18 protein-coding genes are annotated in these 22,287 nt (G+C 59.5%); 4 read left to right on the top strand and 14 right to left on the bottom strand.

The features are described 5' to 3' along the window. Positions 1-5 precede the first annotated feature (5 nt). The 4 genes from ACR0IM_RS00300 to ACR0IM_RS00285 all read right to left on the bottom strand — a co-directional run bounded on the left by ACR0IM_RS00300 (position 6) and on the right by ACR0IM_RS00285 (position 4,703). Complete coding sequence (locus ACR0IM_RS00300; protein ID WP_480593316.1) at positions 6-992, bottom strand: fatty acid desaturase; 987 nt, start codon at positions 990-992, stop codon at positions 6-8. A gap of 164 nt (positions 993-1,156) precedes the next feature. Further along, complete coding sequence (gene der / locus ACR0IM_RS00295; RefSeq protein ID WP_480593314.1) at positions 1,157-2,620, bottom strand: ribosome biogenesis GTPase Der; 1,464 nt, start codon at positions 2,618-2,620, stop codon at positions 1,157-1,159. A 48-nt stretch (positions 2,621-2,668) separates the two neighbouring features. Continuing rightward, a complete protein-coding gene (locus ACR0IM_RS00290) occupies positions 2,669-3,991 on the bottom strand; it encodes a PQQ-like beta-propeller repeat protein (protein WP_480640071.1) in 1,323 nt (440 codons plus the stop codon). 40 nt (positions 3,992-4,031) lie between these two features. Next, the gene (locus tag ACR0IM_RS00285; RefSeq protein WP_480593310.1) at positions 4,032-4,703 is read right to left on the bottom strand and encodes a hypothetical protein; all 672 of its coding nucleotides are present in this window, start codon (positions 4,701-4,703) and stop codon (positions 4,032-4,034) included. 224 nt (positions 4,704-4,927) lie between these two features. Between ACR0IM_RS00285 and ACR0IM_RS00280 the strand changes: the two genes are divergently transcribed. Further along, positions 4,928-6,160 carry an efflux RND transporter periplasmic adaptor subunit gene (locus tag ACR0IM_RS00280; RefSeq protein WP_480680510.1) on the top strand — a complete coding sequence of 411 codons (1,233 nt, stop codon included), beginning with the start codon at positions 4,928-4,930 and terminating at the stop codon, positions 6,158-6,160. Beyond that, a complete protein-coding gene (locus ACR0IM_RS00275; protein ID WP_480680509.1) occupies positions 6,157-9,930 on the top strand; it encodes an efflux RND transporter permease subunit in 3,774 nt (1,257 codons plus the stop codon). Before ACR0IM_RS00280 ends, ACR0IM_RS00275 begins: the two co-directional genes overlap by 4 nt. A 45-nt stretch (positions 9,931-9,975) precedes the next feature. On the opposite strand, the gene ACR0IM_RS00270 is transcribed toward ACR0IM_RS00275, so the two are convergent. The 4 genes from ACR0IM_RS00270 to ACR0IM_RS00255 all read right to left on the bottom strand — a co-directional run bounded on the left by ACR0IM_RS00270 (position 9,976) and on the right by ACR0IM_RS00255 (position 14,063). Continuing rightward, entirely contained in the window at positions 9,976-10,299 is a 324-nt protein-coding gene (locus tag ACR0IM_RS00270; RefSeq protein ID WP_480593305.1) for a hypothetical protein, read from the bottom strand. A gap of 154 nt (positions 10,300-10,453) precedes the next feature. After that, on the bottom strand, positions 10,454-10,858 hold the full coding sequence (locus ACR0IM_RS00265) for a DUF2147 domain-containing protein (RefSeq protein WP_480593303.1): 405 nt from the start codon (positions 10,856-10,858) through the stop codon (positions 10,454-10,456). Between the two features lie 54 nt (positions 10,859-10,912). Beyond that, on the bottom strand, positions 10,913-12,718 hold the full coding sequence (locus ACR0IM_RS00260; RefSeq protein ID WP_480680508.1) for an ABCB family ABC transporter ATP-binding protein/permease: 1,806 nt from the start codon (positions 12,716-12,718) through the stop codon (positions 10,913-10,915). A gap of 79 nt (positions 12,719-12,797) precedes the next feature. After that, positions 12,798-14,063 (bottom strand): LysM peptidoglycan-binding domain-containing protein, encoded by a 1,266-nt coding sequence (locus ACR0IM_RS00255; RefSeq protein WP_480680507.1) that lies wholly within the window; start codon positions 14,061-14,063, stop codon positions 12,798-12,800. A 126-nt stretch (positions 14,064-14,189) separates the two neighbouring features. Here ACR0IM_RS00255 and ACR0IM_RS00250 point away from each other — a divergent pair, with 126 nt between their 5' ends. Then, complete coding sequence (locus tag ACR0IM_RS00250) at positions 14,190-14,741, top strand: LOG family protein (RefSeq protein ID WP_480640057.1); 552 nt, start codon at positions 14,190-14,192, stop codon at positions 14,739-14,741. A gap of 44 nt (positions 14,742-14,785) precedes the next feature. On the opposite strand, the gene ACR0IM_RS00245 is transcribed toward ACR0IM_RS00250, so the two are convergent. The 3 genes from ACR0IM_RS00245 to ACR0IM_RS00235 all read right to left on the bottom strand — a co-directional run bounded on the left by ACR0IM_RS00245 (position 14,786) and on the right by ACR0IM_RS00235 (position 16,926). Then, positions 14,786-15,235 carry a host attachment family protein gene (locus ACR0IM_RS00245; RefSeq protein ID WP_480640055.1) on the bottom strand — a complete coding sequence of 150 codons (450 nt, stop codon included), beginning with the start codon at positions 15,233-15,235 and terminating at the stop codon, positions 14,786-14,788. A gap of 209 nt (positions 15,236-15,444) precedes the next feature. After that, positions 15,445-16,323 carry a metallophosphoesterase gene (locus ACR0IM_RS00240; protein WP_480680506.1) on the bottom strand — a complete coding sequence of 293 codons (879 nt, stop codon included), beginning with the start codon at positions 16,321-16,323 and terminating at the stop codon, positions 15,445-15,447. A gap of 3 nt (positions 16,324-16,326) precedes the next feature. Beyond that, positions 16,327-16,926 (bottom strand): superoxide dismutase, encoded by a 600-nt coding sequence (locus ACR0IM_RS00235; protein WP_480680505.1) that lies wholly within the window; start codon positions 16,924-16,926, stop codon positions 16,327-16,329. A 100-nt stretch (positions 16,927-17,026) separates the two neighbouring features. Between ACR0IM_RS00235 and ACR0IM_RS00230 the strand changes: the two genes are divergently transcribed. After that, on the top strand, positions 17,027-17,788 hold the full coding sequence (locus ACR0IM_RS00230) for an FkbM family methyltransferase (RefSeq protein ID WP_480680504.1): 762 nt from the start codon (positions 17,027-17,029) through the stop codon (positions 17,786-17,788). Positions 17,789-17,821: 33 nt separating this feature from the next. Here the strand turns inward: ACR0IM_RS00230 and ACR0IM_RS00225 are convergent, their stop codons facing one another. The 3 genes from ACR0IM_RS00225 to ACR0IM_RS00215 all read right to left on the bottom strand — a co-directional run bounded on the left by ACR0IM_RS00225 (position 17,822) and on the right by ACR0IM_RS00215 (position 22,221). Then, positions 17,822-18,265 carry a hypothetical protein gene (locus ACR0IM_RS00225; protein WP_480640049.1) on the bottom strand — a complete coding sequence of 148 codons (444 nt, stop codon included), beginning with the start codon at positions 18,263-18,265 and terminating at the stop codon, positions 17,822-17,824. Between the two features lie 367 nt (positions 18,266-18,632). Continuing rightward, positions 18,633-19,199 carry a sarcosine oxidase subunit gamma gene (locus ACR0IM_RS00220; RefSeq protein ID WP_480680503.1) on the bottom strand — a complete coding sequence of 189 codons (567 nt, stop codon included), beginning with the start codon at positions 19,197-19,199 and terminating at the stop codon, positions 18,633-18,635. Then, complete coding sequence (locus ACR0IM_RS00215) at positions 19,192-22,221, bottom strand: sarcosine oxidase subunit alpha family protein (RefSeq protein ID WP_480680502.1); 3,030 nt, start codon at positions 22,219-22,221, stop codon at positions 19,192-19,194. The genes ACR0IM_RS00220 and ACR0IM_RS00215 overlap by 8 nt, the downstream gene beginning before the upstream one ends. Positions 22,222-22,287 lie beyond the last annotated feature (66 nt).

The raw sequence follows: 22,287 nt of genomic DNA, 5'->3' as shown, positions 1-22,287 counted from the left end.
AAGTATCAACTGCTGTGCGCCAGCGTACCGGTTGTGTCCTTTTTCGGAAATGGCACGAGGCGTTTGGCATCCTCGTCCCAGAGTTTCAAATTCAGCGCCGCCACGGCCTCGGGGAATTTGATCCGGCGCGGCGTGTATTCGGGCGGCAGGTTATAGTGGCACGCCCGCAACCGGTAAGACGGAATGCGAGCGTTGAAGTGATGAATATCGTGTAACGTAATGCACGCTACGGCGTTGTCGAACCACCAGCCGAAATCCAATGCCGACGAGCCCTGCAGCGCCGCCAGTTGCGGATCGAGGTCCGGACGGCGGTCCCAATAGGTGTCCTCGAAATTGTGCTGCAGATAGACGAGGAACACGCCCAGCATCCCACCCAGCAGAGAGAAGACCAGCCAGACCAGAATGCCCGTCGTGCCTGCGATCAGGTAAAGCAGGCCCAGAAACACCACGATGGACAGGTTGTGCAACACCACGCCCTTGACCCCGAACCGCACCGTGTTCTTGGGCCAGCGATAGCGGATGAAATAGGTAAACAGTGCACCGACCGGGACCAGAACGAACGGGTTGCGATAAAGACGATAGAACAATCGGGTTTTCCAATCCGCCTCGTTCCATTCGCGCAGGGTCATGGTATGAATCTCACCGGTTTCGCGATGTTCCAGATTGCCGATGCCCGCATGGTGCAGGTTGTGGTTCTGCTTCATTACCTCGAACGGCGCGAAGGTGAACGGAGACAGCCCGTGCCCGGCCCATTCGTTCTGTTCACGAGTTTCGAACAGAGAATGGTGACCGCAGTCGTGCTGCAGCACATAGAGGCGCACAGCGGAAAAGGCGAACACAACCCCAGCGGGGATCATGACATACCAGCGGTCGACATACGCGATGGCCAGCGCCAGCGACGAGAAATAAACCGCGAATGTTCCAAAATAGCTTAGGGCGGCCAGCCGGTTATCCTGCACCGCATATTGTCGTGTATATTCCCGCAAGTTCATTCAGCCTGTCCCCACGATTGGCCAAGTTAAATTCACATCGAAACTATTTGCGTCTTCCTCGAATTCAAGTCACGCGCACAGAAACACATGCACACAGGCGAATGCTAGCCTGCGGCAACGGGACTGTCACGCCCTTCAACCAAAAATGCTGAAAATTGGCGCAGTTACGCGCGACCCTTGAGATGTTTGGCCAACGCGCCCGCGTTTTTCTTTCGCCGCCCCTTATAGGGGTTCTTGTCACCCTGCCCGCGCAACGTCAGGCGGATCGGCGTTCCCGGCATGTCGAAATCCTCGCGCAGGCCGTTGACCAGATAGCGCGTATAGCTGTCCGGCATCTTGTCCGGGTGCGAGCACATGACCACGAACCCGGGGGGACGGGTCTTGGCCTGTGTCATATAGCGCAGCTTGATCCGGCGGCCTTGAGGGGCTGGCGGCGGGTGCTGTTCGAGCATGGCCGTCAGCCAACGGTTCAGCGCCGCAGTGGGAACACGGCGATTCCAAACGTCATGAGCGCGCAGGATTGCAGCGCGCAGTCGCTCCAGCCCGCGGCCGGTCTTGGCCGACACGGTGACCAGCGGCGCGCCGCGCAGTTGCGGCAACAGGCGCTCGAAGGACTCTTTCAGATCGCGCAGCTTTTCCTGCTTGTCCTCTTCAATGTCCCACTTGTTCACTGCAACGACCACGGCGCGGCCTTCGCGTTCCGCCAGATCGGCGATGCGCAGGTCTTGCTGTTCGAACGGAATGGCTGCGTCCAGCAGTACCACCACAACTTCGGCAAATTTCACGGCGCGCAAGCCATCGGACACCGAAAGCTTTTCCAGCTTTTCCTGCACCTTGGCCTTTTTGCGCATCCCGGCGGTGTCGAAAATCCGCATCGGGGTGCTGTCACCATCCGGGTCGGCCCAGTCGAACCGCAGGCTGATCGCGTCGCGCGTGATCCCGGCCTCGGGGCCGGTCAGCAGACGGTCTTCGCCAACGATCTTGTTGATCAGGGTCGATTTTCCGGCGTTCGGACGCCCCACGACCGCGACCTGCAGTGGCTTGGCCGCAGTGATCAAAGGGGTTTCACCCTCTCCATCCTCATCCAGTTGGATATCAGTTTCCGGAGCGTCATCCTCGGCCTTCTCCGCCGCTGCATCGGCCAGAGGCATCAACTGCGCATAAAGGTCGGTCATCCCCTCGCCATGTTCCCCCGACAGGCGAACGGGTTCACCAAGGCCAAGGTTATAGGCCTCAAGCACACCGGCATCCGCCGCGTTGCCCTCAGCCTTGTTGGCGGCAAGGATCACGTGCTTGGATCGTTTGCGCAGAATCTCGGCGAACATCTCATCGGTGGGCGTCAGGCCCACGCGGGCGTCAATCATGAACAGGCAGACATCGGCCATGTCCACCGCGCGCTCGGTCAGACGGCGCATCCTGCCCTGCAGGCTGTCGTCGGTCGCGTCCTCAAGACCCGCCGTGTCGATCACAGTAAAACGCAGATCGCCCAGACGCCCTTCGCCTTCGCGCAGGTCACGCGTTACCCCGGGCTGGTCGTCGACCAAGGCCAGTCGTTTGCCCACAAGGCGGTTGAACAGGGTGGATTTGCCCACATTCGGGCGCCCCACGATGGCGAGGGTCAGCGACATGATACTCAACTTTCAAGACTCAGACGCGCCCTTTAACGCATCTTTCGGTCAACGGAAAGCGTGTAGATCACCTTTGGACGACACGACATAAAGCGTCTGCCCAGCCACAACCGGGGCCGTGGTGGCACCGCCTGGCACCTCTACTCTGTTGACCAGCGTGCCGTCGACCGGGTTGTAGAACCTTAGGAACCCGTCATTAGAGGCGATGACTATCCGCCCACCTGCCAGAATCGGGCCGTAATGGGCGACGATCGGGCCGCGCCGTCCCCGCTTATCTTTGACGAAACCCGGCAGGTCCTGCGCCCAGACGATGGAACCGTCCGCGATGTTCAGCCGAACCAGCTGGCTGCGATCACTGATCAGAAACAGACTGTTGCCCGCTGGCCAGACCGTATCAACCGCGCCTTCATCCGCAGTCCAGACCCGCTCGCCCGAGCCCGTGTCGAACGCCACGGTCCGACCCGAGTGGTTACCGATATAGATCTTGTCGCCAACGACCATGGGTCCACCAGTCACATCAACGATCTGCGCCGCAGCACGTCCCCGGCGTCCACCCGCAACCGAAGCGTTCCAGCGACGGATGCCGCCCTTGCGGAAGGTCGCGGCCACGTCACCCGAGCCAAAGGCAAAGACCGCAAACTCAGACGCAATGACCGGAGCCGGGGCACCGAGTACATTGCCGACGCTCGGTGTGCCCTGAATCTGCCAGGCGATGCGGCCATCCTTGGTGTTCACGGCCCAGCCAGTTTCGTCGCCCGCAACCAGATACAGCAGGCCCTCATTGACCAGAGGCGCACCGCTGCCAGTAGCATTCAGGCGTTTCTGCCATTTGATCGCGCCGGATTTCGCATCCAGAGCCGTCAGCCGTCCAAACCCCGACGACACGTAGAGCGCACCATTGGCATACGCCAGCCCGCCCCCCGTCGCATCTGAATCCCCGTCGGTTGGCGGGATCAGGTTCTTGCTCCACGCCACCTGCCCCTGCGGTGTCACTGCGGATACGGTTGCGCCGGAATCCAGCGTATAGATCAAACCACCAGCAACGACGGGCTCAGCGGTGATGCGCCGTTTCCGCGAATCTCCATCACCAATCGAGGTGGACCAAACGCGCTGTGGCGTGGCACGCAAGGCAGCATTGGTAGTGCGATAGGCAGGCGTTCCGGCGCTTTGCGACCAGTTCGCGTTCGCCTTTTGCGCCGGAAGGCTGATCGGCTTCGAGCCTCGTGTTTCGGTGGCTTCGGAATCCGAGGCCGGGCGGATATCCTCACGCGGGCCGGGCAGTATGACCTCGGGCTCTTCACAGGCAGCAAGCGCCGTCAGCGATAATGCCGCAACCGACAATCCAATGCGGGAGAAAAGACTTGTCACCATGATGCTCCGAACTCGCCTGTCATTCATTATTGCCGCTGTATCAGCCCTGTTGGGCCACCAGCGGTTCCGGTTCGCCGCCAAGCGCGACAATCAACTGTGCAGCACGCTGCTGAAGGTCAACACCGATCTCTGCGTCCTGACGCATCGCCTGCAGCCGCTCGATCGCCGCATCGGCGTTGCCCTCGGAGATGTCGATCAGAGCCAGCTGCTCCTCGGCCAGCAACCGTAATGGTGCCCCCGGAGCAGCGAGTGCTTCGAACTGCTGGCGCCGGTCGGCCACCGGCAGGGTGTCGCTTTGCAGCAGCAGCGCCTTGAAAGCAGCAATGGCACGGTAGATTTCCGGCAGATCGCCCTGCACCGCGACGGCATTCAGGCTGTTCACAGCCTCTTCGCGTGATCCAGCCTCGATCTGCGACGAGGACAACAGCAAGTTCAGGACGGCGTCGCCACCGGGTGTGACCGCATCGATGCTGGCCAAGCTGGCCGCACGTTCAGCCGAGTCATTCTGCGTCAACGCGCCCAGAATCTCATCGCCGAGCTTTTCTGCCTGACTGGTGGTCCGGGCCTTGCGGATCTCATTGAAGGCGGCACCGCCCACGATCAGGATCACGGCCAGAACGCCGACCCACCCCCAGCGGCGCAGCAGCAGGAACAGGCGGTCGCGGCGGACCTCTTCGGTCACCTCATCAATAAAACTGTCGGTGTCGCTCATCCTGCTCCCCGGGCTGTAACCAGTTCATATGGCGCCATGTCATACCCCGCCGTCTTTGCCAAGCCAAGGGCCGGAATTCGCACATTTTCACCGCGACACGCCGTCCTTGCGCAAAAAAATAATCCGAACTATCCAGTTTAGTGTAGAAATGGTACGCGCCTGACCCCATTTTCAGGCATACACGCCGTAGGACAATCGGCGGCGAATTCTGGGAGAGTCTTTGTATGCGTTTGATTTCATTCGTGAATGCAATTTTGGTTATTGCAGCGCTGTTCTTTCTGGTCTTCGAACGGGACGCGCTGTTTGCCTTCGCCGGTCGCGGCGACTCTGAGGCAGACACGGCATCCAACACGGAATCAGCAGACGACGTGACGTCAGACCAGAACGCCATTGGCGTTGTTGTCCTGCGATCCGCAGCACGGGAAATTGACAGCGCCGTGCTGTTGCGCGGGCAAACAAAGGCCAACCGTCAGGTTGAAGTTCTGGCCGAAACGACCTCGACGGTGATTTCGGAACCCAAGCGCAAGGGAACCTTCGTCGAAGCGGGCGACCTACTGTGCGAGCTGGACCCCGGCACCCGCCCCGCCAGCTTGGCCGAGGCTGAAGCTGCCCGACTTGAGGCGGAAAGCCGAATCCCCGAGGCCGAGGCCCGCCTGGAAGAGGCCCATGCCTTAGTCGCTGAGGCACAGATCAATCTGACGGCAGCCCAGAAACTGTCGGAAACCGGGTTCGGATCGGAAACCCGCCGGATTTCCAGCGAGGCCGCGATGCGTTCGGCCGAAGCCGGTGTAAAGACTGCCGAGGCCGGTCTGGAAGCCACGCGAGCCGGCATCGAAGCCGCCATCGCCGAGGTCAAGGCCGCCCAGCGCGAGATTGACCGCCAGACCATCGAAGCCCCGTTCAAAGGGCTGCTGGAGAGCGACACAGCGGAACTGGGCAGCCTGATGCAACCCGGCTCGCTCTGTGCCACGGTCATTCAGTTAGACCCGATCAAACTGGTCGGTTTCGTGCCCGAGGTCGACGTGAACAAGATCCTTGTCGGCTCAGAAGCCTCGGCGCAGCTTGTTACCGGTCTTCAGGTCGCTGGTCGTGTCACGTTCCTGAGCCGGTCGGCGGATGAAACCACCCGCACATTCGAGGTTGAGATCACTGTCCCCAATTCAGAGCTCAACATTCGCGACGGTCAAACTGCCGATATCCGCATTTCGGCCGAAGGGGCAAAGGCGCATCTTCTGCCGCAATCTGCCCTGACACTGAACAACGAAGGTCAGGTTGGCGTCCGCACCGTAGGCGCTGAAAACGTAGTCGGTTTCATGCCGATCCGCCTGCTGCGCGACACCGCCGAAGGCGTCTGGGTCGACGGGCTGCCGGAAACCGCAGATGTCATCGTTGTCGGGCAGGAGTTCGTGACGCAGGGTGTCACCGTCAAGCCCACCTATCGGGAAGCTGCACAATGACAGGTTTAGTAGGATGGGCCGCTGACAGGGCCCGCATGGTCCTGGCCTTCATCGCGATCTCGCTGGTTGTCGGCGGGTTTGCCTATGTCAGCCTGCCCAAGGAAGGTGAACCGGATATCGAAATCCCGGCCCTTTTCGTCTCGGTCCAGTTTCCCGGCATTTCCGCCGAGGACTCGGAGAATCTGCTGATCAAGCCGATGGAAACCGAGCTGGCGGATCTGGACGGTCTGAAGGAAATGACCGCCACCGCGGCAGAAGGATACGCCGGTATCGCGCTCGAGTTCGACTTTGGTTGGGACAAAACCGCCATCATGGCGGATGTGCGCGACGCAATGAACAGCGCGCAAGCTGATTTCCCGGAAGGGGCCGAGCAGTATTCGTTGTTCGAAATCAACTTTTCCGAGTTCCCCATCGTCATCGTCAACCTTACCGGTGCCGTACCCGAACGCACGATGGCGCGCATTGCAAAAGATTTGCAGGACGATCTGGAAGCACTGGATTCGGTGCTTGAGGCCGGGATCGCAGGCAATCGCGATGAGTTGCTAGAGGTCATCATCGACCCCCTGCGGCTCGAGGCTTATGACGTGTCGGCGGATGAACTGATCAGTGTCGTGCAAAACAACAACCAACTGATCGCCGCAGGAGAGGTCGATACCGCGCAGGGTACATTCTCGGTCAAAATCCCGTCGTCGTTCAAAACCGCCGAGGATGTCTACAGCCTGCCCGTCAAGGTGAATGGTGACCGCGTCGTGACAATGGGTGAGTTGGCGCAGATCAACTATACCTTCGAAGACCGCGAAGGCACCGCCCGGTTCGACGGCGAATCCACCGTGGCCCTGCAGGTGGTCAAACGCAAAGGCTTTAACCTGATCGACACCGTGGCGCAGGTGCAAGAAGCCCTCGCCGCCGCACAGGAGAAATGGCCCGCCGAACTGCGTGCAGCCGTCGATGTCGGCACTTCGAACGACCAGAGCCGTATCGTCGACTCGATGGTGCGCCAGCTTGAGGGCTCGGTTCTGACCGCCATTGCGCTGGTTATGATCGTGGTTCTGGCCTCTCTGGGTACGCGCGCCGCGCTGCTGGTGGGTTTTGCGATCCCGACATCGTTCCTGCTGAGCTTTGCGTTTCTGGCCATCATGGGTGTGAGCATATCGAACATGGTGATGTTCGGGCTGATCCTGGCTGTCGGTATGCTGGTCGACGGGGCCATCGTGGTCGTGGAATACGCCGACAAGCGCATCAGCGAAGGCATCGGCCCTATGCACGCCTATGTCGAGGCGGCACAGCGGATGTTCTGGCCCATCGTGTCGTCCACTGCGACGACGCTGTGTGCCTTCCTTCCGATGCTGTTCTGGCCCGGTGTGCCCGGTGAATTCATGAAGATGCTGCCGATCACTTTGATCTTTGTGCTGTCCTCGTCACTGATCGTCGCGCTGATCTACCTGCCGGTCGTCGGCGGTGTGTCCGGACGGATGAGCCGCACCTTCGACCGCACCTCCAACTGGCTGCGCGGTGTAGCCCCCTGGTGGGTGCGCGCAGTGCTGGTGCCGCCGTCGCTCTACATGATCTTCCTTGGCGCAATGCAAATGCTGAACCCCGATTACCTGTTGCCCGGGGGCGTGGTGTCGGGTGCACTGCTGTTCATCGCAGGCGGCTTTGCCGGTTCGGTGACCCTGAGCGCCGCCAAGATCGAACGCCATCACGAAGAACGCGTCCATACCGCGCGCGAGCACACGCCATTCGGCTACGTGGTCAAATTCCTGGTCGGTAACCCGATCATGCCTGTGGTTTCGATTGCCGTCATCGCCCTCAGCGTCGTGGGGGTGATGACCTATTTCATGAACAACAACCGTGGCGTGGAGTTCTTCGTCGAAACCGAACCGGAACAGGCCACCGCCTATGTCCGCGCGCGGGGCAACCTGTCGCTGCAGGAAAAAGACGCATTGGTACTGGCCGCCGAAGAAGTGATCAGTGCGCACCCGGCCGTGACCAACGTGTTCGCCTTTGCCGGTGAAGGGGGGCTGAATCAGAACAACGGCGGCGCGCAGGCCCCGGCCGATACCGTAGGTCGCGTACAGTTCGAAATCACCCCGTGGGAAGACCGGCCCAAGCAAACCGAGCCCGCCTTATTCGGGCTGTTCGACCGCGAAATCATCGCTCCGGAATATGATGGTGACTTCGTTTTGGACGAGCTGAACATGGAACTCGCCAAACTGCCCGGTTTCATCGTGGAAATCCTGCCGCTGGAACAGGGGCCGGCCTCGGCCAAGCCTGTACATTTGCGCATCAAGGCTGACGGTTGGGAAGAATTGACCACCGCCACCGAAGCCGCGCGGGCTGTGTTCGACGAAACACCGGGCCTGATCAAGATCGAAGACACCATGCCCCTGCCCGGCATCGACTGGCAGATCGACGTGGACGTTGCCAAGGCGGGTCGGTTCGGAGCCGACGTCGCCACCGTCGGCGCCATGGTGCAATTGGTGACCCGCGGTATCCTGCTGGGCGAAATGCGCCCCGACAGCACCGATGAAGAGGTCGAAATCCGCGTCCGCCTACCCGAGGAAGACCGGGTGCTGTCTACGCTGGACTCGCTCAAGGTACGTACCCCCGACGGGCTGGTGCCGCTGTCGAACTTCGTCACTCGCCAACCAGTGGCCAAACTGGCCGAGATCAACCGGATCGACCAGCAGCGGTATTACGACGTGAAGGCGGATGTTGAGCCGGGCTTGTCCAAGGTGGTAGTTGATGGTCCGGATGGAATCGAACAACGTCTCGCCGTTGTCCGCGCAATCGAAGAAGGCGCCGAATCCAACGGGACAACCATCAACGGCCCGGACGGCTCGGTATACGAGCTGTTCCAATTAACCGGAGCAGACAGTGTCGATGACCTGCGCGCCGCGATCGAAGACAGCGAAGCGCGGTTTGCTCTGGTCAACCCGAACGAGCGTATCGCTCTGCTGACCGAATGGCTGAACACCGAACCGTTCTCGAGCGCGGTCAGCTGGGAATGGACCGGCGATCAGGAGGATCAGGAAGAATCCGGCGCCTTCCTGCAAAGCGCATTCCTGGGCGCGCTGGGTCTGATGTTCGTGATCCTGCTGGCTCAGTTCAACTCGCTTTACAACTCGGTGCTGGTGCTGCTGGCGGTCGTGCTGTCGACCACAGGGGTTCTGATCGGGATGATCGTCATGCAGCAGCCGTTCTCGATCATCATGACCGGTACGGGCATCGTGGCGCTGGCGGGAATCGTGGTGAACAACAACATCGTTCTGATCGACACCTATCAGGAATACAGCCGCTATATGCCCCGGATCGAGGCGATTGTTCGCACAGCCGAGGCACGCATTCGCCCGGTTCTGCTGACCACCCTCACCACGATGGCCGGTCTGACACCAATGATGTTTGGCCTGTCGCTGGACTTCATCAATGGCGGTTATTCGATCAACAGCCCGACTGCGCTGTGGTGGAAACAGCTGGCGACTGCGGTGGTGTTCGGGCTGGGAATCGCGACGGTTCTGACGCTGATCGTGACGCCTTCGCTGCTGGCGCTACGGGTATGGGTGACGACCTATACGGTATGGTTGGGCCGGGTGCTTGCCCGCGCGACATCTGGCAAGTCCAGCCAGATCGCGCAGGATATGGCAATTGGCAAAGCCGTCCATCAGGCACAAGCGACCGAAGTTGTTTGGGACGACGAAACACCTCCTGCAACCAAGGATGCTCAAAAAAACGAGCATCCGCCGGGTCCGCCCCTGAAAGCAGCAGAATAAAATATGGCGTGCCCGACGGCTCGCCATACTTCGTTTCAAATCGGCTTAGTCCGTAAAGACGTATTCACCCAGATCGCACAGGTCCAAGCCATACTCTTCGGCTGTGGATCCATCTGAGAACGCCCCGCGAATGTCGTAAACACAGGTGGTCAGGCCGTCAGCAATCAGTACGTCCGCCTCGTATCCCGGCGCGATGAAATCGCCCTGCAGCAGGTTCGACTCCCAATTGTCCGACGCACTTGACGAGACGTTGAATTCGACCAGATCAACGCTGCTTTCATTGCCTAGCAGAAAAACCAGATCCTCGGCGGACGCAGTCGACGCGAAAACTGACGCCAAGATGATCGGCGCAGCAAAAAACTTCTTCATTAGGTGTTTCCCTGATTTACTGTCCAACACCACTCTGTTGGTACGGCTCGTCATACCCTTCCAACACCGTTGATCAAATGACAATCAGCCACGATCAGACTGGTAACCGAAATGTTGTACATTCGTGCAACAGAACCCTGCCGGAACAAGTGTATCACTTAGACAAACGGGTCCACTTCTGATGCCCGCAGACGGCGTGCTCGCATCCGCGCACGGTCAGGGTGTCCCCACTCAGCGTCATCTGCGGCACGACGTCCACATTGACCATGGGAATCCAGAAATCCCCGCCACCGTATTTACCGCCGCCTTCGCTGGCCACATCCCAGAAAAGCTTCTTACCGATGTTGGGGGTCTGCACCTCTTTGCCGGATGTGTCATAGGCCGACTGAATCTGGCCGCAGAACTTGTCTCCGCAGGCCGAAATCTTGATATGAGAGATCAGCTTCTTCCGGTCCGGCTCGGTTTTCCAGACGCCGACGATGGGATCAGCGGCTGCAAAAGCCGGCGTCAAAATGGCGAGCGCGGTTGCTATAGCTACAAATCGAACGAGTTTTCGCATCACACCACCTCCTCCTATACGCGGTTATCATAGCACATCCCCGCGCCGCGCAGGTCACGCGGCCTGAGCGTCCGATTGCTGGCGGCTCCACAACTGCGCATAGCGGCCTTCGCGTTGCAGCAGTTCGTCATGGGTGCCCTGTTCAAGGATTTCGCCCTGCTCCAGCACGACGATGCGATCAGCCACTGCGATGGTGCTGAGACGGTGCGCGATGGTCAGCACGGTTCGCCCTTCCCCGGCCCGGGCCAGTGCGTCCTTGATGTCCTGCTCGGTATCGGTATCCAGCGCCGAGGTCGCCTCGTCCAGCAACAGGATCGGAGGGTTCTTGAGCAGCGTGCGGGCGATGCCAACCCGTTGTTTTTCACCACCCGACAGTTTCAACCCACGTTCGCCCACCTTGGTGTCATACCCTTCGGGCAGCGTAACGACGAAATCGTGGATCTGGGCGGCTTTGGCGGCGGCCTCGACCTCTTCCTGCGAGGCACCGTCGCGGCCATAGGCGATGTTATAGCGGATGGTGTCGTTGAACAGCACCGTGTCCTGCGGCACCACACCGATGGCGGAATGCAGGCTGTTCTGCGTCACGTCACGCACGTCCTGGCCGTCGATCTTCAGCGCACCGCCGGTCACGTCGTAGAATCTGAACAGCAGCCGCCCGATGGTGGACTTGCCCGAGCCCGTCGCCCCGACGATAGCCACCGTCTGACCCGCCGGTACCGTCAGCGAGATGCCCTTGAGAATTTCCCGATCCGCGTCATAGCCGAAATGGACATTGTCCAGCGTAACCGCACCGCCATTGACCACTAGGTCCGGCGCGTCGGGTTTGTCGGTAACTTCGGCGGGTTGCTCCAAGAGGTCAAACATCTGCCCCATGTCCACCAAAGACTGACGGATTTCCCGGTACACCGTGCCCAGAAAGTTCAGCGGCACGGTGATCTGGATCATGTAGGCGTTGACCATGACGAAATCGCCCACGGTCAACGAGCCGTTCTGAACCCCAACAGCCGCCAGAACCATCACCCCGATCAGCCCGCATGTAATCAGGAAAGACTGACCAAAATTCAGGAAGGCCAGCGAGTAAGCCGTTTTCAGCGCCGCCCCGGCATAAGCCTTCATCGACACGTCATAGCGTTCAGCTTCGCGCTGTTCCGCATTGAAATACTTGACGGTTTCAAAGTTCAGCAGACTGTCGATGGCGCGTTGGTTGGCCTCGGTGTCCTGATCATTCATCTCGCGTCGCAGCTTCACGCGCCATTCGGTGACGGCGAAGGTGAACCAGATATAGAAGCCGATGGTCACGGCCACGACGACCAGATACCAGACATCGAACAGCCACATCAAAATGATCGCCACCAGCAGCAGTTCCAGGATCAGTGGCCCGATCGAGAACAGCAGGAAGCGCAGCAGAAACTCTACGCCTTTGACACCGCGCTCAATGATCCGGCTGAGGCCCCCGGTGCGGCGCGTCACGTGATAGCGCATCGATAGTTGGTGAATGTGCTGGAACGTCTCCAAGGCCAGTGCACGCAAGGCGCGCTGCCCCACCGGGGCAAAGGCCGCGTCGCGCAACTGTTGAAAACCAACGGTCATCATCCGCGCCACACCATAAGCAACAGTCAGGCCCACGGCCCCCAATGCCAGCGGCGGCACGCCCTCACCGGCCAGCGCGTCGACTGCGCCCTTGTACAGGATCGGGGTGTAGACTGCGATCAGCTTGGCCAGCACCAGCATCGAAAGTGCGATCACGACCCGACGTTTAACCCAGGTCTCATCCTCGGGCCATAGATATGGCGCGACCTTGCGGATCGTGCGCCAACCGGACTGGCGCTCGTCAGTTTGGGGCATGTCGTCGGAGTGCATTGGAGCTGTTCGTCTCATCACTTACCTGATCTGCGGTCAGAGATAGTCCCTGCCCTGGAAAGGGCCAGAGGCAAAGGGTTCATTCAGGGATCGTGAATATCTGACCGGGATAAATCAGGTCAGGATCGCGGATCGCATCCCGGTTGGCTTCGAACAGCCGCACATACAGAACACCATCGCCGAACCGTTCGCGCGAAATGGCCCAGAGCGTGTCGCCCTTCTGCACGGTCACTGAACGGATCGATGGTGTGTCGGGAGAAAGCTCCGCCTCATCGGCTGCCTCAGCCGCGCGCAAGACCTCTTGCGGCTCGCGTTTGAACGGGGTTTCAAGGCGGCTGACCACCGTGCCGTCCGCACCGACCTCATCCACACGCAGAGTGTAGACACCGGGTTCGACACCATCCAGTTCACTGCGCCATTTGCCGTCTTCGGCTGGGGTCAAATCATCCACCAGCCGGTTGTCCAGATACAGACGTACAACCGAACCGTCCGGCACCCGGCCCGTCAGCTCGACATCACCGGTATTGGAATAGCCAATCGTGTCCAGAGCGACCTGATCCGGCGCCTGCGATTGTACCCTGGGCGCCTGCACCAGTTCGACGCCGTCTTCGCCGGATCGCAATACGGCGACCCCCTGGGGCTGAGCATCTTCTTCGGCGGCTTGCGTCGTCTGTTCGGCCTCAGCTTCTGGCGCGGGTGCATTGCCTGTTTCGGTTGGCGCGGGTGCAGCGACTGTATCTGATGCTGCGACGTCTTCGGTTTCCGTACTCTCCGGTCCGGCAGTTGCATTTTCCGCGGTTTCAACAGGCGCTGTGGGTTCGTCCCCCGGTTCAGACGCTGGCAGGGCCGCGATGACATAGTCATCCGAGCGTACCGGCTGTTCACCCTGCGTTTCCAGCGTCAGCCCGCGCGCGGTGTCGGAAAACGGGATCGACAGGAATTCGGCAAACTGGCCGCTGGGGTCGACCGTGAAACTGTGGACCGGCTCACCATCCAACAGCACGTTAACCTCAGCGCCAGGCTCGGCCGTGCCGGACAGAACCGTATTTCCGTCCGGTTCGACAAATATCTGGTCCAGAGAAGGGGTGACCTGTGACGTAGCCTCTGCCGCGCCGTCTTCCTCGCCTGCAGGTGCCTCGGCTTCGAGTTCTTGTTCGGCGGGCTCAGACAAGGTGTTGTCTTCGGTGCTCGGAACCGCAACCTCGACCTGCGGTGCGGTCTCTTCGGGCGCGTCACCACGCATGCCGGACAGCAACAACCCGCCTGCTCCGACCACAACCACGATACCGGCGATCACACCCCAGACGACGGTGCCAGAGCTTGTCTCTCCCGACTCGGCGTTCATGTTTTTCCTTTCACTCCGCAGCGCAAGTGCTTTGTCTAAAACACGTTCTGCCTGACGGTTGAGCCAATCTATCAATCCCGCTATCAGGGGTCAAAACCTCAGGCACAACCCCGGAGAGTGTTCACGATGACTCAGAAATCTGTTTGTGTGTATTGCGGGTCACGTAATGGCGCAAATTCCGCCTATTCCGACGCCGCGAAGACCTTCGGCACCCTGCTGGCGCAGGAAGGCTGGCGGCTGGTCTACGGCGCCGGGGATGTCGGCCTGATGGGCGAGGTCGCGCGCGCTGCTCAATCCGCCGGAGGCGATACGTTCGGCGTGATCCCGGTTCACCTGCTACGGCGCGAAGTCGGCAAGACCGACCTGACCCGTTTTGTGATCACCGAAACGATGCACGAACGCAAAAAGGTCATGATCATGAATGCGGATGCGGTAGTGGTTCTGCCCGGTGGTCCGGGGTCGTTGGACGAGCTGTTCGAGGCCCTGACATGGCGACAACTTGGCCTGCACGAAAAACCCATTCTGGTTATGAATGTGGATGGCTACTGGGATGCACTGCGCGATCTGTTGCAGCAGGTTATCGGTCAGGGATTTGCCGACGGATCGCTGGCGGACTTCATCACCTGGGTCGATGATCCGACAGGCGCAATGTCCACCCTGCGTGGTTTCCTGACCTGATCTGGGAACGGGCGGATTCAAACCGCCCGTTGCACTTGCATTGTCTAGGCTGCCGGGCTCAGGCGGCTGGTCAGCAGCTTTTCAACCTTGTGAATAGGATGGTTGGTCAGGGTCTTATCGACCTCGGCCACAACCTTGGCCAGAACCTCGCTGTGAAGGCGACGGCGCAGCAAGCCCAGAACGTGCGGGCTGGCAACCAGCACCAGACGGTTGAATGCCCCCTTCAGCCCCTTGCGGTTCAACAGATTGGCAACATCCTGAACAAACAGGGATTTTGCATGGGTTTTCCAGTTTGGTTCTTCAACTGCCGATTTCTGGTTCGGCCCGGTATCAAAACGCCGCCCTGCCCGGTCGGTCGGGCGTGAGGACACGTCCTGCTCCTCAACCGAAACAACGACCAGATTGGGGTCTTCGGCATCGGTGATGTTTTCAACAAACAAAGCTTTTTCCCCATCGGCAATGACAACCCAAGTTCCCTGTTCAAGTGCGACCATCGTGCTCTCCTTGTTATGGCTGTTACGGCCATCCCTCATCCATCAGGCAAAGGTTCACCGCTACGCGACCAGATTGATCCGGTGCGTCGCCTGAATCTGTTTCAAATGGTTAGCGGTCTCTCCCTCCGCCTAACCTAAGGTAAGTACTGCGGGGCGTTGTGCAATCCCGTCTCAGGATGAAACTTTCTTCATCGGCGGGTTTTCTCCTGTCAGGCCGACAGTTCGATCACCGTGATCTCGGGCGTCACACCAAAACGCACTGGCAGGATCGAACACCCGATCCCCCCCGACACAACCAGATCACGATTGCCTTCGCGAACATGCCCATATGCGTAGCGGTTACCAAATCTCGAGGGCACCACGGGCGACCAACCAAACAAACGCACCTGACCACCATGCGTGTGCCCGGACAGGGTCAGCGCCACGTTTTCGGGCATTTTGGGGAAGATGTCGGGTTCATGAGCCATCATCACAACGGGCGCGTCATCGGTGACCTGCGCCATCGTTCCTGGCAAGTCATCCAACCCTTTGCCTTTTCCGTTGTGTCTGAATGCAAGCTGATCTTCCAGACCAGCCAGCCAGATGCCCAAATCGTCCAGCCGAACCGCTTCGTTGGACAGAACCCTGATGCCCTGATGCTGAAACGCCTCGGCAAATTTGTTCGGTCCTGCGCCGCGTCGCTGGGCATCCAGATCAGCCCACCAGTCGTGATTGCCCAGAACGGCGTAGACTCCGTTTCGCGCCTCCAGTTTCGCAAGCTCTGGGGCCAGATCTTTGGCGTCAACTTGTTCAGAAATAAACTTGTGATGGCCAGCATAGTCGCCCAGCAACAAGATCAGATCAGGCGCCAGAGCGTTGGTCCGCTGCACTACCTGCCGAACCCGGGCCAGCCCGACATAGGGTTCTCCGACATGCAGATCGGCAAGAACTGCGATCCTCAGAGGCTTGGCGGGCCAATCCGCGCGCTTTACACGCCATTTGCGCACGCGCAGCCGCACTAGAGGTTCAACGAAAAACCCCCAGGCGGCAATAAAAAGGCCTGCCAGCGTGGCCGCCAGCAAGCCCTTTATGAACCCTCGTCGGGTCAAGTATTACATCCGCGATGCAACGTTTTCCCATTTCACCAGATTGTCGAGGAAGTTCGTCAGGTAAGCCGGACGCTTGTTGCGGAAGTCGATGTAGTAGGAATGCTCCCACACGTCACAACCCAGCAGCGCGGTCTGACCAAAGCACAGCGGGTTCACACCGTTTTCGGTTTTGGTCACGGCCAGCGAGCCGTCGGCGTTCTTGACCAGCCACGCCCAACCCGAGCCGAACTGACCGGCACCAGCGGCGCTGAACTGCGATTTGAATTCGTCAACCGAGCCGAAGCTTTCGGTCAGTGCCTTTTCCAGCTCACCGGGCATGGCGTTGCCACCGGGGCCCATCATCTCCCAGAACTGATTGTGGTTCCACAGCTGGCTGATGTTGTTGAAGATACCGTTCTGCGCAACAGCGTTTGCGTCATAGGTGCCAACGATGATCTCTTCCAGCGACTTGCCGTCCCACTCGGTGCCGGCGATCAGCTTGTTGCCGTTGTCGACATAGGCCTTGTGGTGCAGGTCGTGGTGATATTCCAACGTTTCCGCGGACATACCCTTGGCTGCCAGCGCGTCATGTGCATAAGGAAGATCAGGAAGTTCAAAAGCCATCTCGGCCCCCTGTAAAATAAAAGTTGCGGTTCCCAAGGGTTAAATGCTTTGGCAAGCGCCGCAGGTCAAGGGCAGAGATCATAAAACCCGGAGGCAGGCGATGCTGACACAGGCGCGCAAAATGTTCTACCGCGCCCGCGGATACTATGCGGGCAATCTGAACAATGAGCCGTTTCGTCTGGACCCATATCACTCGAAATTCTGGCGCAAGGCCTCTGCCGGTGCATGGGAGCCGGAAACCTTCGCGGTGCTGGACAAGTATCTGTCGCCGGACAGTGATTATCTGGACATCGGTGCCTGGATAGGCCCCACAGTCCTGTACGGTGCCCGCAAGGCACGACATGTCTGGTGTTTCGAACCCGACCCCACCGCATTCCGGCATCTGGCGTGGAATCTTGATCTGAACGACATTCGCAACGTCTCGGCCTTTGGGGTGGCGCTGTCAGACCGGTTCAGCGTGGCCCGCATGGCTTCGGTGCGCGGAGAGCCGGGCGACTCCACCAGTTCCCTCCTGCATGACGGCCCGCATGGGTCTGATGCGTTGACCATTGCGTGGGATCAGTTCGCGACCACAAACGATCTGTCTGGCGTGTCGCTGGTGAAGATGGATATCGAGGGCGCGGAGTTTACAGTGCTGCCAACGCTGATCCCGTGGTTGAGGGAACACCGCCCCGCACTGTATCTCTCGACCCACGGCGGTTTACTTGAACCAGACATACGAAAGGCCCGCATGCAGGAAATCGCGGACCTCCTTTCGTTCTATTCCGATTGCAAGTCCGGCACCCAATCAGGTGTCAGCTTTGAAAGCTTGACGCGCGACCCGGCTGTGTCCGGCTTTGAAACGTTCTTGCTAACGGGTTAAAAAACCTCTTTCACCCGCCAGCATACGCCTTCTTTAATACAGAACGTCTCCGGCAATCGGCTTGCACACCCCTTTGCCATAAGGGCGGGTCGAGACGTTGGCCTGCGGGAAACCGACCTTCAAACCTATGGTATTTCGCTCTGGATCAAGCGTCGCCGTGTAACTGACCCGGTAATCGCCTGTAGCGAGTGCGCGCAGGGTAACCCGCCAGGACAATCGGTACTCACCTTTCCGCGTCTTCTTGAACTGCGCATCAACTGGAGTATTCGCCTTTATCCCTGCAAGTTCGTTTGAAGCGCGCACAGCGCCATCATAGGCCCGCGCACGTTTGTTTTCCGCATCTACGCTCAGATAAACCTTGTCTGGAACCCAACCCTGATCCTTTGTGCTGCGCAGGTCGCACTCGTAACTCTGTACCGCCGCGTGGGCTGCCGTCGTACACAAGCCAAAAGCCAGAATAAGGGACATGCGCTTCATTAAGTATACCTCGTTTCTATTGTTTGCGCACGCACTTTGGGTCGCATTTATCTGTGATTTCATGTAGTTCGATTCTTGTCTGCGAAGAGGCCAACAAGACTTTTCCGTACTGTGTTATATTTCTTCTGCGAAGATGGCTGCATTTATGAACAGTCCAACTTCTTTAATTTTCGACATTCCCCCAAAACAACTTTCTGTCGCGCATTGCGCGAAGCCAAAGAACCACTTTCTCCAATTAGGTGCAACGCGATTCCACCGACCAACTCAGTGTTGAAAGAGGGTTTTTACAAGATTAAGACTGCTCGGAAACAAGAAAGACCGCCCGAAGTGTCCGGGCGGTCCTAATTCTGGGCGACACATCGTAAGGTCAGTAAACCCCGACCTCACTGCCCGGCTGCGCCGCAACCTTCAGCAGTTTGAACGCGTAATCTGCGGCCGAGCGGAAACAGACGACGCGGAAGGTTTCGGCATCATCCATCCAAAACGCGCCCGCTATCTGCGCCAGCCGCGAGCGGCGGATCTGGCCGGGCTGGAATGCCTCGGCCGACAGATCGACCGGCGCGACCTTGCCCATGACCTCACGCGCGTTTGCGCCCGAGATACGGAACACCGCACGCGCGTCTGAGACGTTGACGGCGAGCGCATGTGTGCCGCTAAGCGCATTGTTCATTGCGGCCAGTTTGGCCTCGACCTCGGCGTAAGAAACAAGCACAAGCAACTCGTCAGTGGACATCCAGCAGACGCCGGTATCGCCGTTGACCAGAGCTTCGCGCTGACCGGGCATTTTCTGCCCGGTTGCGTCCTTGACGGCCTTTGCCAGTACCTTGTCGGACAGATCGCCCCGCAAGGTGATCATCCCCTGCAGGCCGCATTCCTCGATCTTGGCGATGCCGTCATAGCTGGCGTGGTTCAGTGCGCTTATGGGTTCAGACATTCTGCTTCTCCCCGTCTTTGTCAAAAAAGATCGGGTCTACGATCTTGGCTTTGTAGGTTTTACCATCCGTGCCCGGGAAATCGACGATTTCGCCCATGCGGTCGGGACCGTGTTTGATCAGGCCCATGGCGATGCCCTTGCCCAGGTTGGCCGAATAGTAGGTCGAGGTCACACGCCCGATCATGTTGCGCTGGCCATTGGCGTTGACGCCGTCACCGACTGCGTAAGCGCCGTCCGGGATGACGGAACCATCCACAGTCTCAAGACCCACCAGTTTCCAGCGGTCCGGATCGGCCATATGGGTGCGCGAATGGGCGCGCTTGCCGAGGTAGTCCTCTTTCTTCTTGGACAGTGCCCAGTGCAGTCCCAGATCCTGCGGAATCACGGTGCCGTCGGTCTCGTCCCCGATCATGATAAAGCCCTTCTCGGCCCGCAGGATGTGCAGGCACTCGGTGCCGTAAGGCATGACACCGAATTCCTGACCTGCCGCGATCAGCGCATCCCAGAACGCCTGACCCTGAGATGCAGGGACCGCAATTTCATAGGACAGCTCACCCGAGAACGAGATGCGGTAGGCCCGCGCATCGAACGCACCGATCTTGCCATCACGCCATTCCATGAAGGGCAGCGCCTCTTTCGACAGATCCATGCCGCCGCCCGCTTGCGCGTTCAACTTCTCCAGCACCTTGCGGGCGTTGGGGCCGACCACGGCAACCTGAGCGTATTGCTCGGTCACGTTGGCGACATAGACTTTCCAGTCCCACCACTCGGTCTGAAGCCACTCTTCCATATGGCCATGGATACGCTCGGATCCACCGGTGGTTGTGTGGCACAGCCAGGTGTCCTCATCGATACGGGCAACAACACCGTCGTCAATCAGGAAACCGTTTTCCGAGCACATCAGACCATAGCGGCATTTGCCGACCTTCAGCGTGGACATCATGTTGGTGTACAACATGTCCAGGAACTTACCAGCATCCGGGCCTTTGACGATCAGTTTGCCCAGCGTTGAAGCATCCAGCAAGCCGAGGTTTTCACGAGTGTTCTTTACCTCGCGGTTCACGGCGTCATGCACGGATTCACCGGGGCGGACATAGGCATAAGTCCGGCGCCAGTGTCCGACCGGCTCCCAATCGGCGCCGTTCTTGTCGTGCCAGTCATGCATCGGCGTGCGGCGGATCGGCTGGAACACATCACCACGTGCCTCGCCGCCAATCGACGCCAGTGAGATGGGCGTGTAAGGAGGACGGAATGTGGTGGTTCCAACCTTGGGAATCTCCGCATCCAGTGCATCAGCAAGGATTGCCAAGCCGTTTATATTGCTCAGCTTACCCTGATCGGTCGCCATACCCAACGTGGTGTAACGCTTGGTGTGTTCGACACTCTCATAGCCTTCGCGCGCCGCCAGTTGGACGTCAGAGACTTTGACGTCGTTCTGGAAATCCAACCAGGACTTCATGCGCAATTGGACTTCGGCATTGGCAGGCATCAGCCAGACCGGCTCCATCGCGGCCTCTGCCGTGGTTTCTCCCTGCGGAGCCTTGGTGTTCTTCGGCTTGAAGCCAGCCGCCTTGGCTGCCGCCTTACCGGAAGCATGCGCGTCGGCCAGAACTTCACCCAATGCCAGCGGACCGTTCGACGCCCCAGCTGCCAGAACGAACCCTTCGCCATCTGCTCCCAGAGGTGGACGTGAGGGATCAGGGCGGAAATGGGCGTTTGCCTCATCCCAGATCAGCTTACCACCGCAATGCGACCACATGTGCACGACCGGAGACCAGCCACCCGACATGGCAACCGCGTCGCATTCAACTTCTTCGCGAGCGCCGCCGATGCCTTCCTGATTGCACAGCGCGACCTTTTTAACGCGCTTGCCGCCCTTGACCTTGGCAATAGCTTTGCCCGGATCGACACGGATTCCGAGTTGACGCGCCTCTTCAGCCAGCGGACCCGCCGCAGTCCGCGCATCGACGATACGAAGAACGTCCACTCCGGCCTGTTTCAGGATAATCGCGGTCCGGTAGGCGTCGTCGTTGTTGGTGGCGACGATCACGCGTTCACCCGGGGTTACGCCCCAGTTCACAACGTAATCGCGCATGGCCGCGGCGAGCATCACGCCGGGCACATCGTTGCCCGCGAAAGACAGCGGACGTTCGATAGCACCGGTGGCGGTCACAACCTGCTTGGCGCGAATGCGCCACAGGCGGTGACGGGGACCTTGGACGCCCGGGGTGTGGTCGGTCAGGCGCTCATAGCCCAGCACATAGCCGTGGTCATAGACGCCTGCACCCATGCAGCGATTGCGCAGGGTGACATTGTCCATTGCTTCCAGTTCGGAAACCACTTGTTCCACGTACTTATCCACAGGCTCACCGTCGATAGTACCGCCATCAACCGGAGCACGGCCACCCCAATGCGCGGTCTGCTCGATCAGCATGACCTTGGCACCGGATTGCGCCGCAACTTTCGCGGCCTGCAGGCCAGCCACACCGCCACCGATCACCAGAACATCGGTGAAGTGGTAGAAGTGCTCATAGGTGTCCGCGTCACGGCTGTCCTTGTCGGGCGCTTTGCCCAAACCAGCGGACTGACGGATGAAGGGTTCGTAGACGTGTTTCCAGAACGGTTTCGGATGAATGAACGTCTTGTAGTAGAACCCGGCCGGCAGGAAGCGCGCGAATACAGTGTTCACCGCGCCGATGTCGAACTCGAGGTTCGGCCAATGGTTCTGCGAGATCGCCGTCAACCCATTGAACAGCTCGGTCGTGGTGGTGCGCTGGTTCGGCTCGAACCGGTTGCCCTGCCCCAGACCGACCAAAGCGTTCGGCTCTTCGGCACCACTGGCGACGACACCGCGCGGACGGTGGTATTTGAACGACCGGCCCACCATCATCTGATCGTTGGCCAGCAGGGCCGAGGCAAGCGTGTCGCCCTCATAGCCCTGCATCGAGGTGCCGTTGAAGGTAAAAGTGACCTGTTTCGACCGGTTAATCAGCCGGCCCTGTTTTGCGAGACGGGTGCTCATTTTGCGGACCTTTCGCAGGTGGAGGCTTCAAAGCCTCCGGCGGGAGTATTTTTGAAAAGACGGAGC

The organism is Ruegeria sp. BF6, from assembly GCF_056538665.1.
Note: the sequence above shows the minus strand (reverse complement) of the source record. Positions and strands in the feature narration are given on the sequence as shown.

Bases quoted from the DNA above. Each gene is read 5' to 3' on its own strand.
- ACR0IM_RS00300 (WP_480593316.1), bottom strand. From the start codon at position 992: ATGAACTTGCGGGAATATACACGACAATATGCGGTGCAGGATAACCGG.
- der (WP_480593314.1), bottom strand. From the start codon at position 2,620: ATGTCGCTGACCCTCGCCATCGTGGGGCGCCCGAATGTGGGCAAATCC.
- ACR0IM_RS00290 (WP_480640071.1), bottom strand. From the start codon at position 3,991: ATGGTGACAAGTCTTTTCTCCCGCATTGGATTGTCGGTTGCGGCATTA.
- ACR0IM_RS00285 (WP_480593310.1), bottom strand. From the start codon at position 4,703: ATGAGCGACACCGACAGTTTTATTGATGAGGTGACCGAAGAGGTCCGC.
- ACR0IM_RS00280 (WP_480680510.1), top strand. From the start codon at position 4,928: ATGCGTTTGATTTCATTCGTGAATGCAATTTTGGTTATTGCAGCGCTG.
- ACR0IM_RS00275 (WP_480680509.1), top strand. From the start codon at position 6,157: ATGACAGGTTTAGTAGGATGGGCCGCTGACAGGGCCCGCATGGTCCTG.
- ACR0IM_RS00270 (WP_480593305.1), bottom strand. From the start codon at position 10,299: ATGAAGAAGTTTTTTGCTGCGCCGATCATCTTGGCGTCAGTTTTCGCG.
- ACR0IM_RS00265 (WP_480593303.1), bottom strand. From the start codon at position 10,858: ATGCGAAAACTCGTTCGATTTGTAGCTATAGCAACCGCGCTCGCCATT.
- ACR0IM_RS00260 (WP_480680508.1), bottom strand. From the start codon at position 12,718: ATGCACTCCGACGACATGCCCCAAACTGACGAGCGCCAGTCCGGTTGG.
- ACR0IM_RS00255 (WP_480680507.1), bottom strand. From the start codon at position 14,063: ATGAACGCCGAGTCGGGAGAGACAAGCTCTGGCACCGTCGTCTGGGGT.
- ACR0IM_RS00250 (WP_480640057.1), top strand. From the start codon at position 14,190: ATGACTCAGAAATCTGTTTGTGTGTATTGCGGGTCACGTAATGGCGCA.
- ACR0IM_RS00245 (WP_480640055.1), bottom strand. From the start codon at position 15,235: ATGGTCGCACTTGAACAGGGAACTTGGGTTGTCATTGCCGATGGGGAA.
- ACR0IM_RS00235 (WP_480680505.1), bottom strand. From the start codon at position 16,926: ATGGCTTTTGAACTTCCTGATCTTCCTTATGCACATGACGCGCTGGCA.
- ACR0IM_RS00230 (WP_480680504.1), top strand. From the start codon at position 17,027: ATGCTGACACAGGCGCGCAAAATGTTCTACCGCGCCCGCGGATACTAT.
- ACR0IM_RS00225 (WP_480640049.1), bottom strand. From the start codon at position 18,265: ATGAAGCGCATGTCCCTTATTCTGGCTTTTGGCTTGTGTACGACGGCA.
- ACR0IM_RS00220 (WP_480680503.1), bottom strand. From the start codon at position 19,199: ATGTCTGAACCCATAAGCGCACTGAACCACGCCAGCTATGACGGCATC.
- ACR0IM_RS00215 (WP_480680502.1), bottom strand. From the start codon at position 22,221: ATGAGCACCCGTCTCGCAAAACAGGGCCGGCTGATTAACCGGTCGAAA.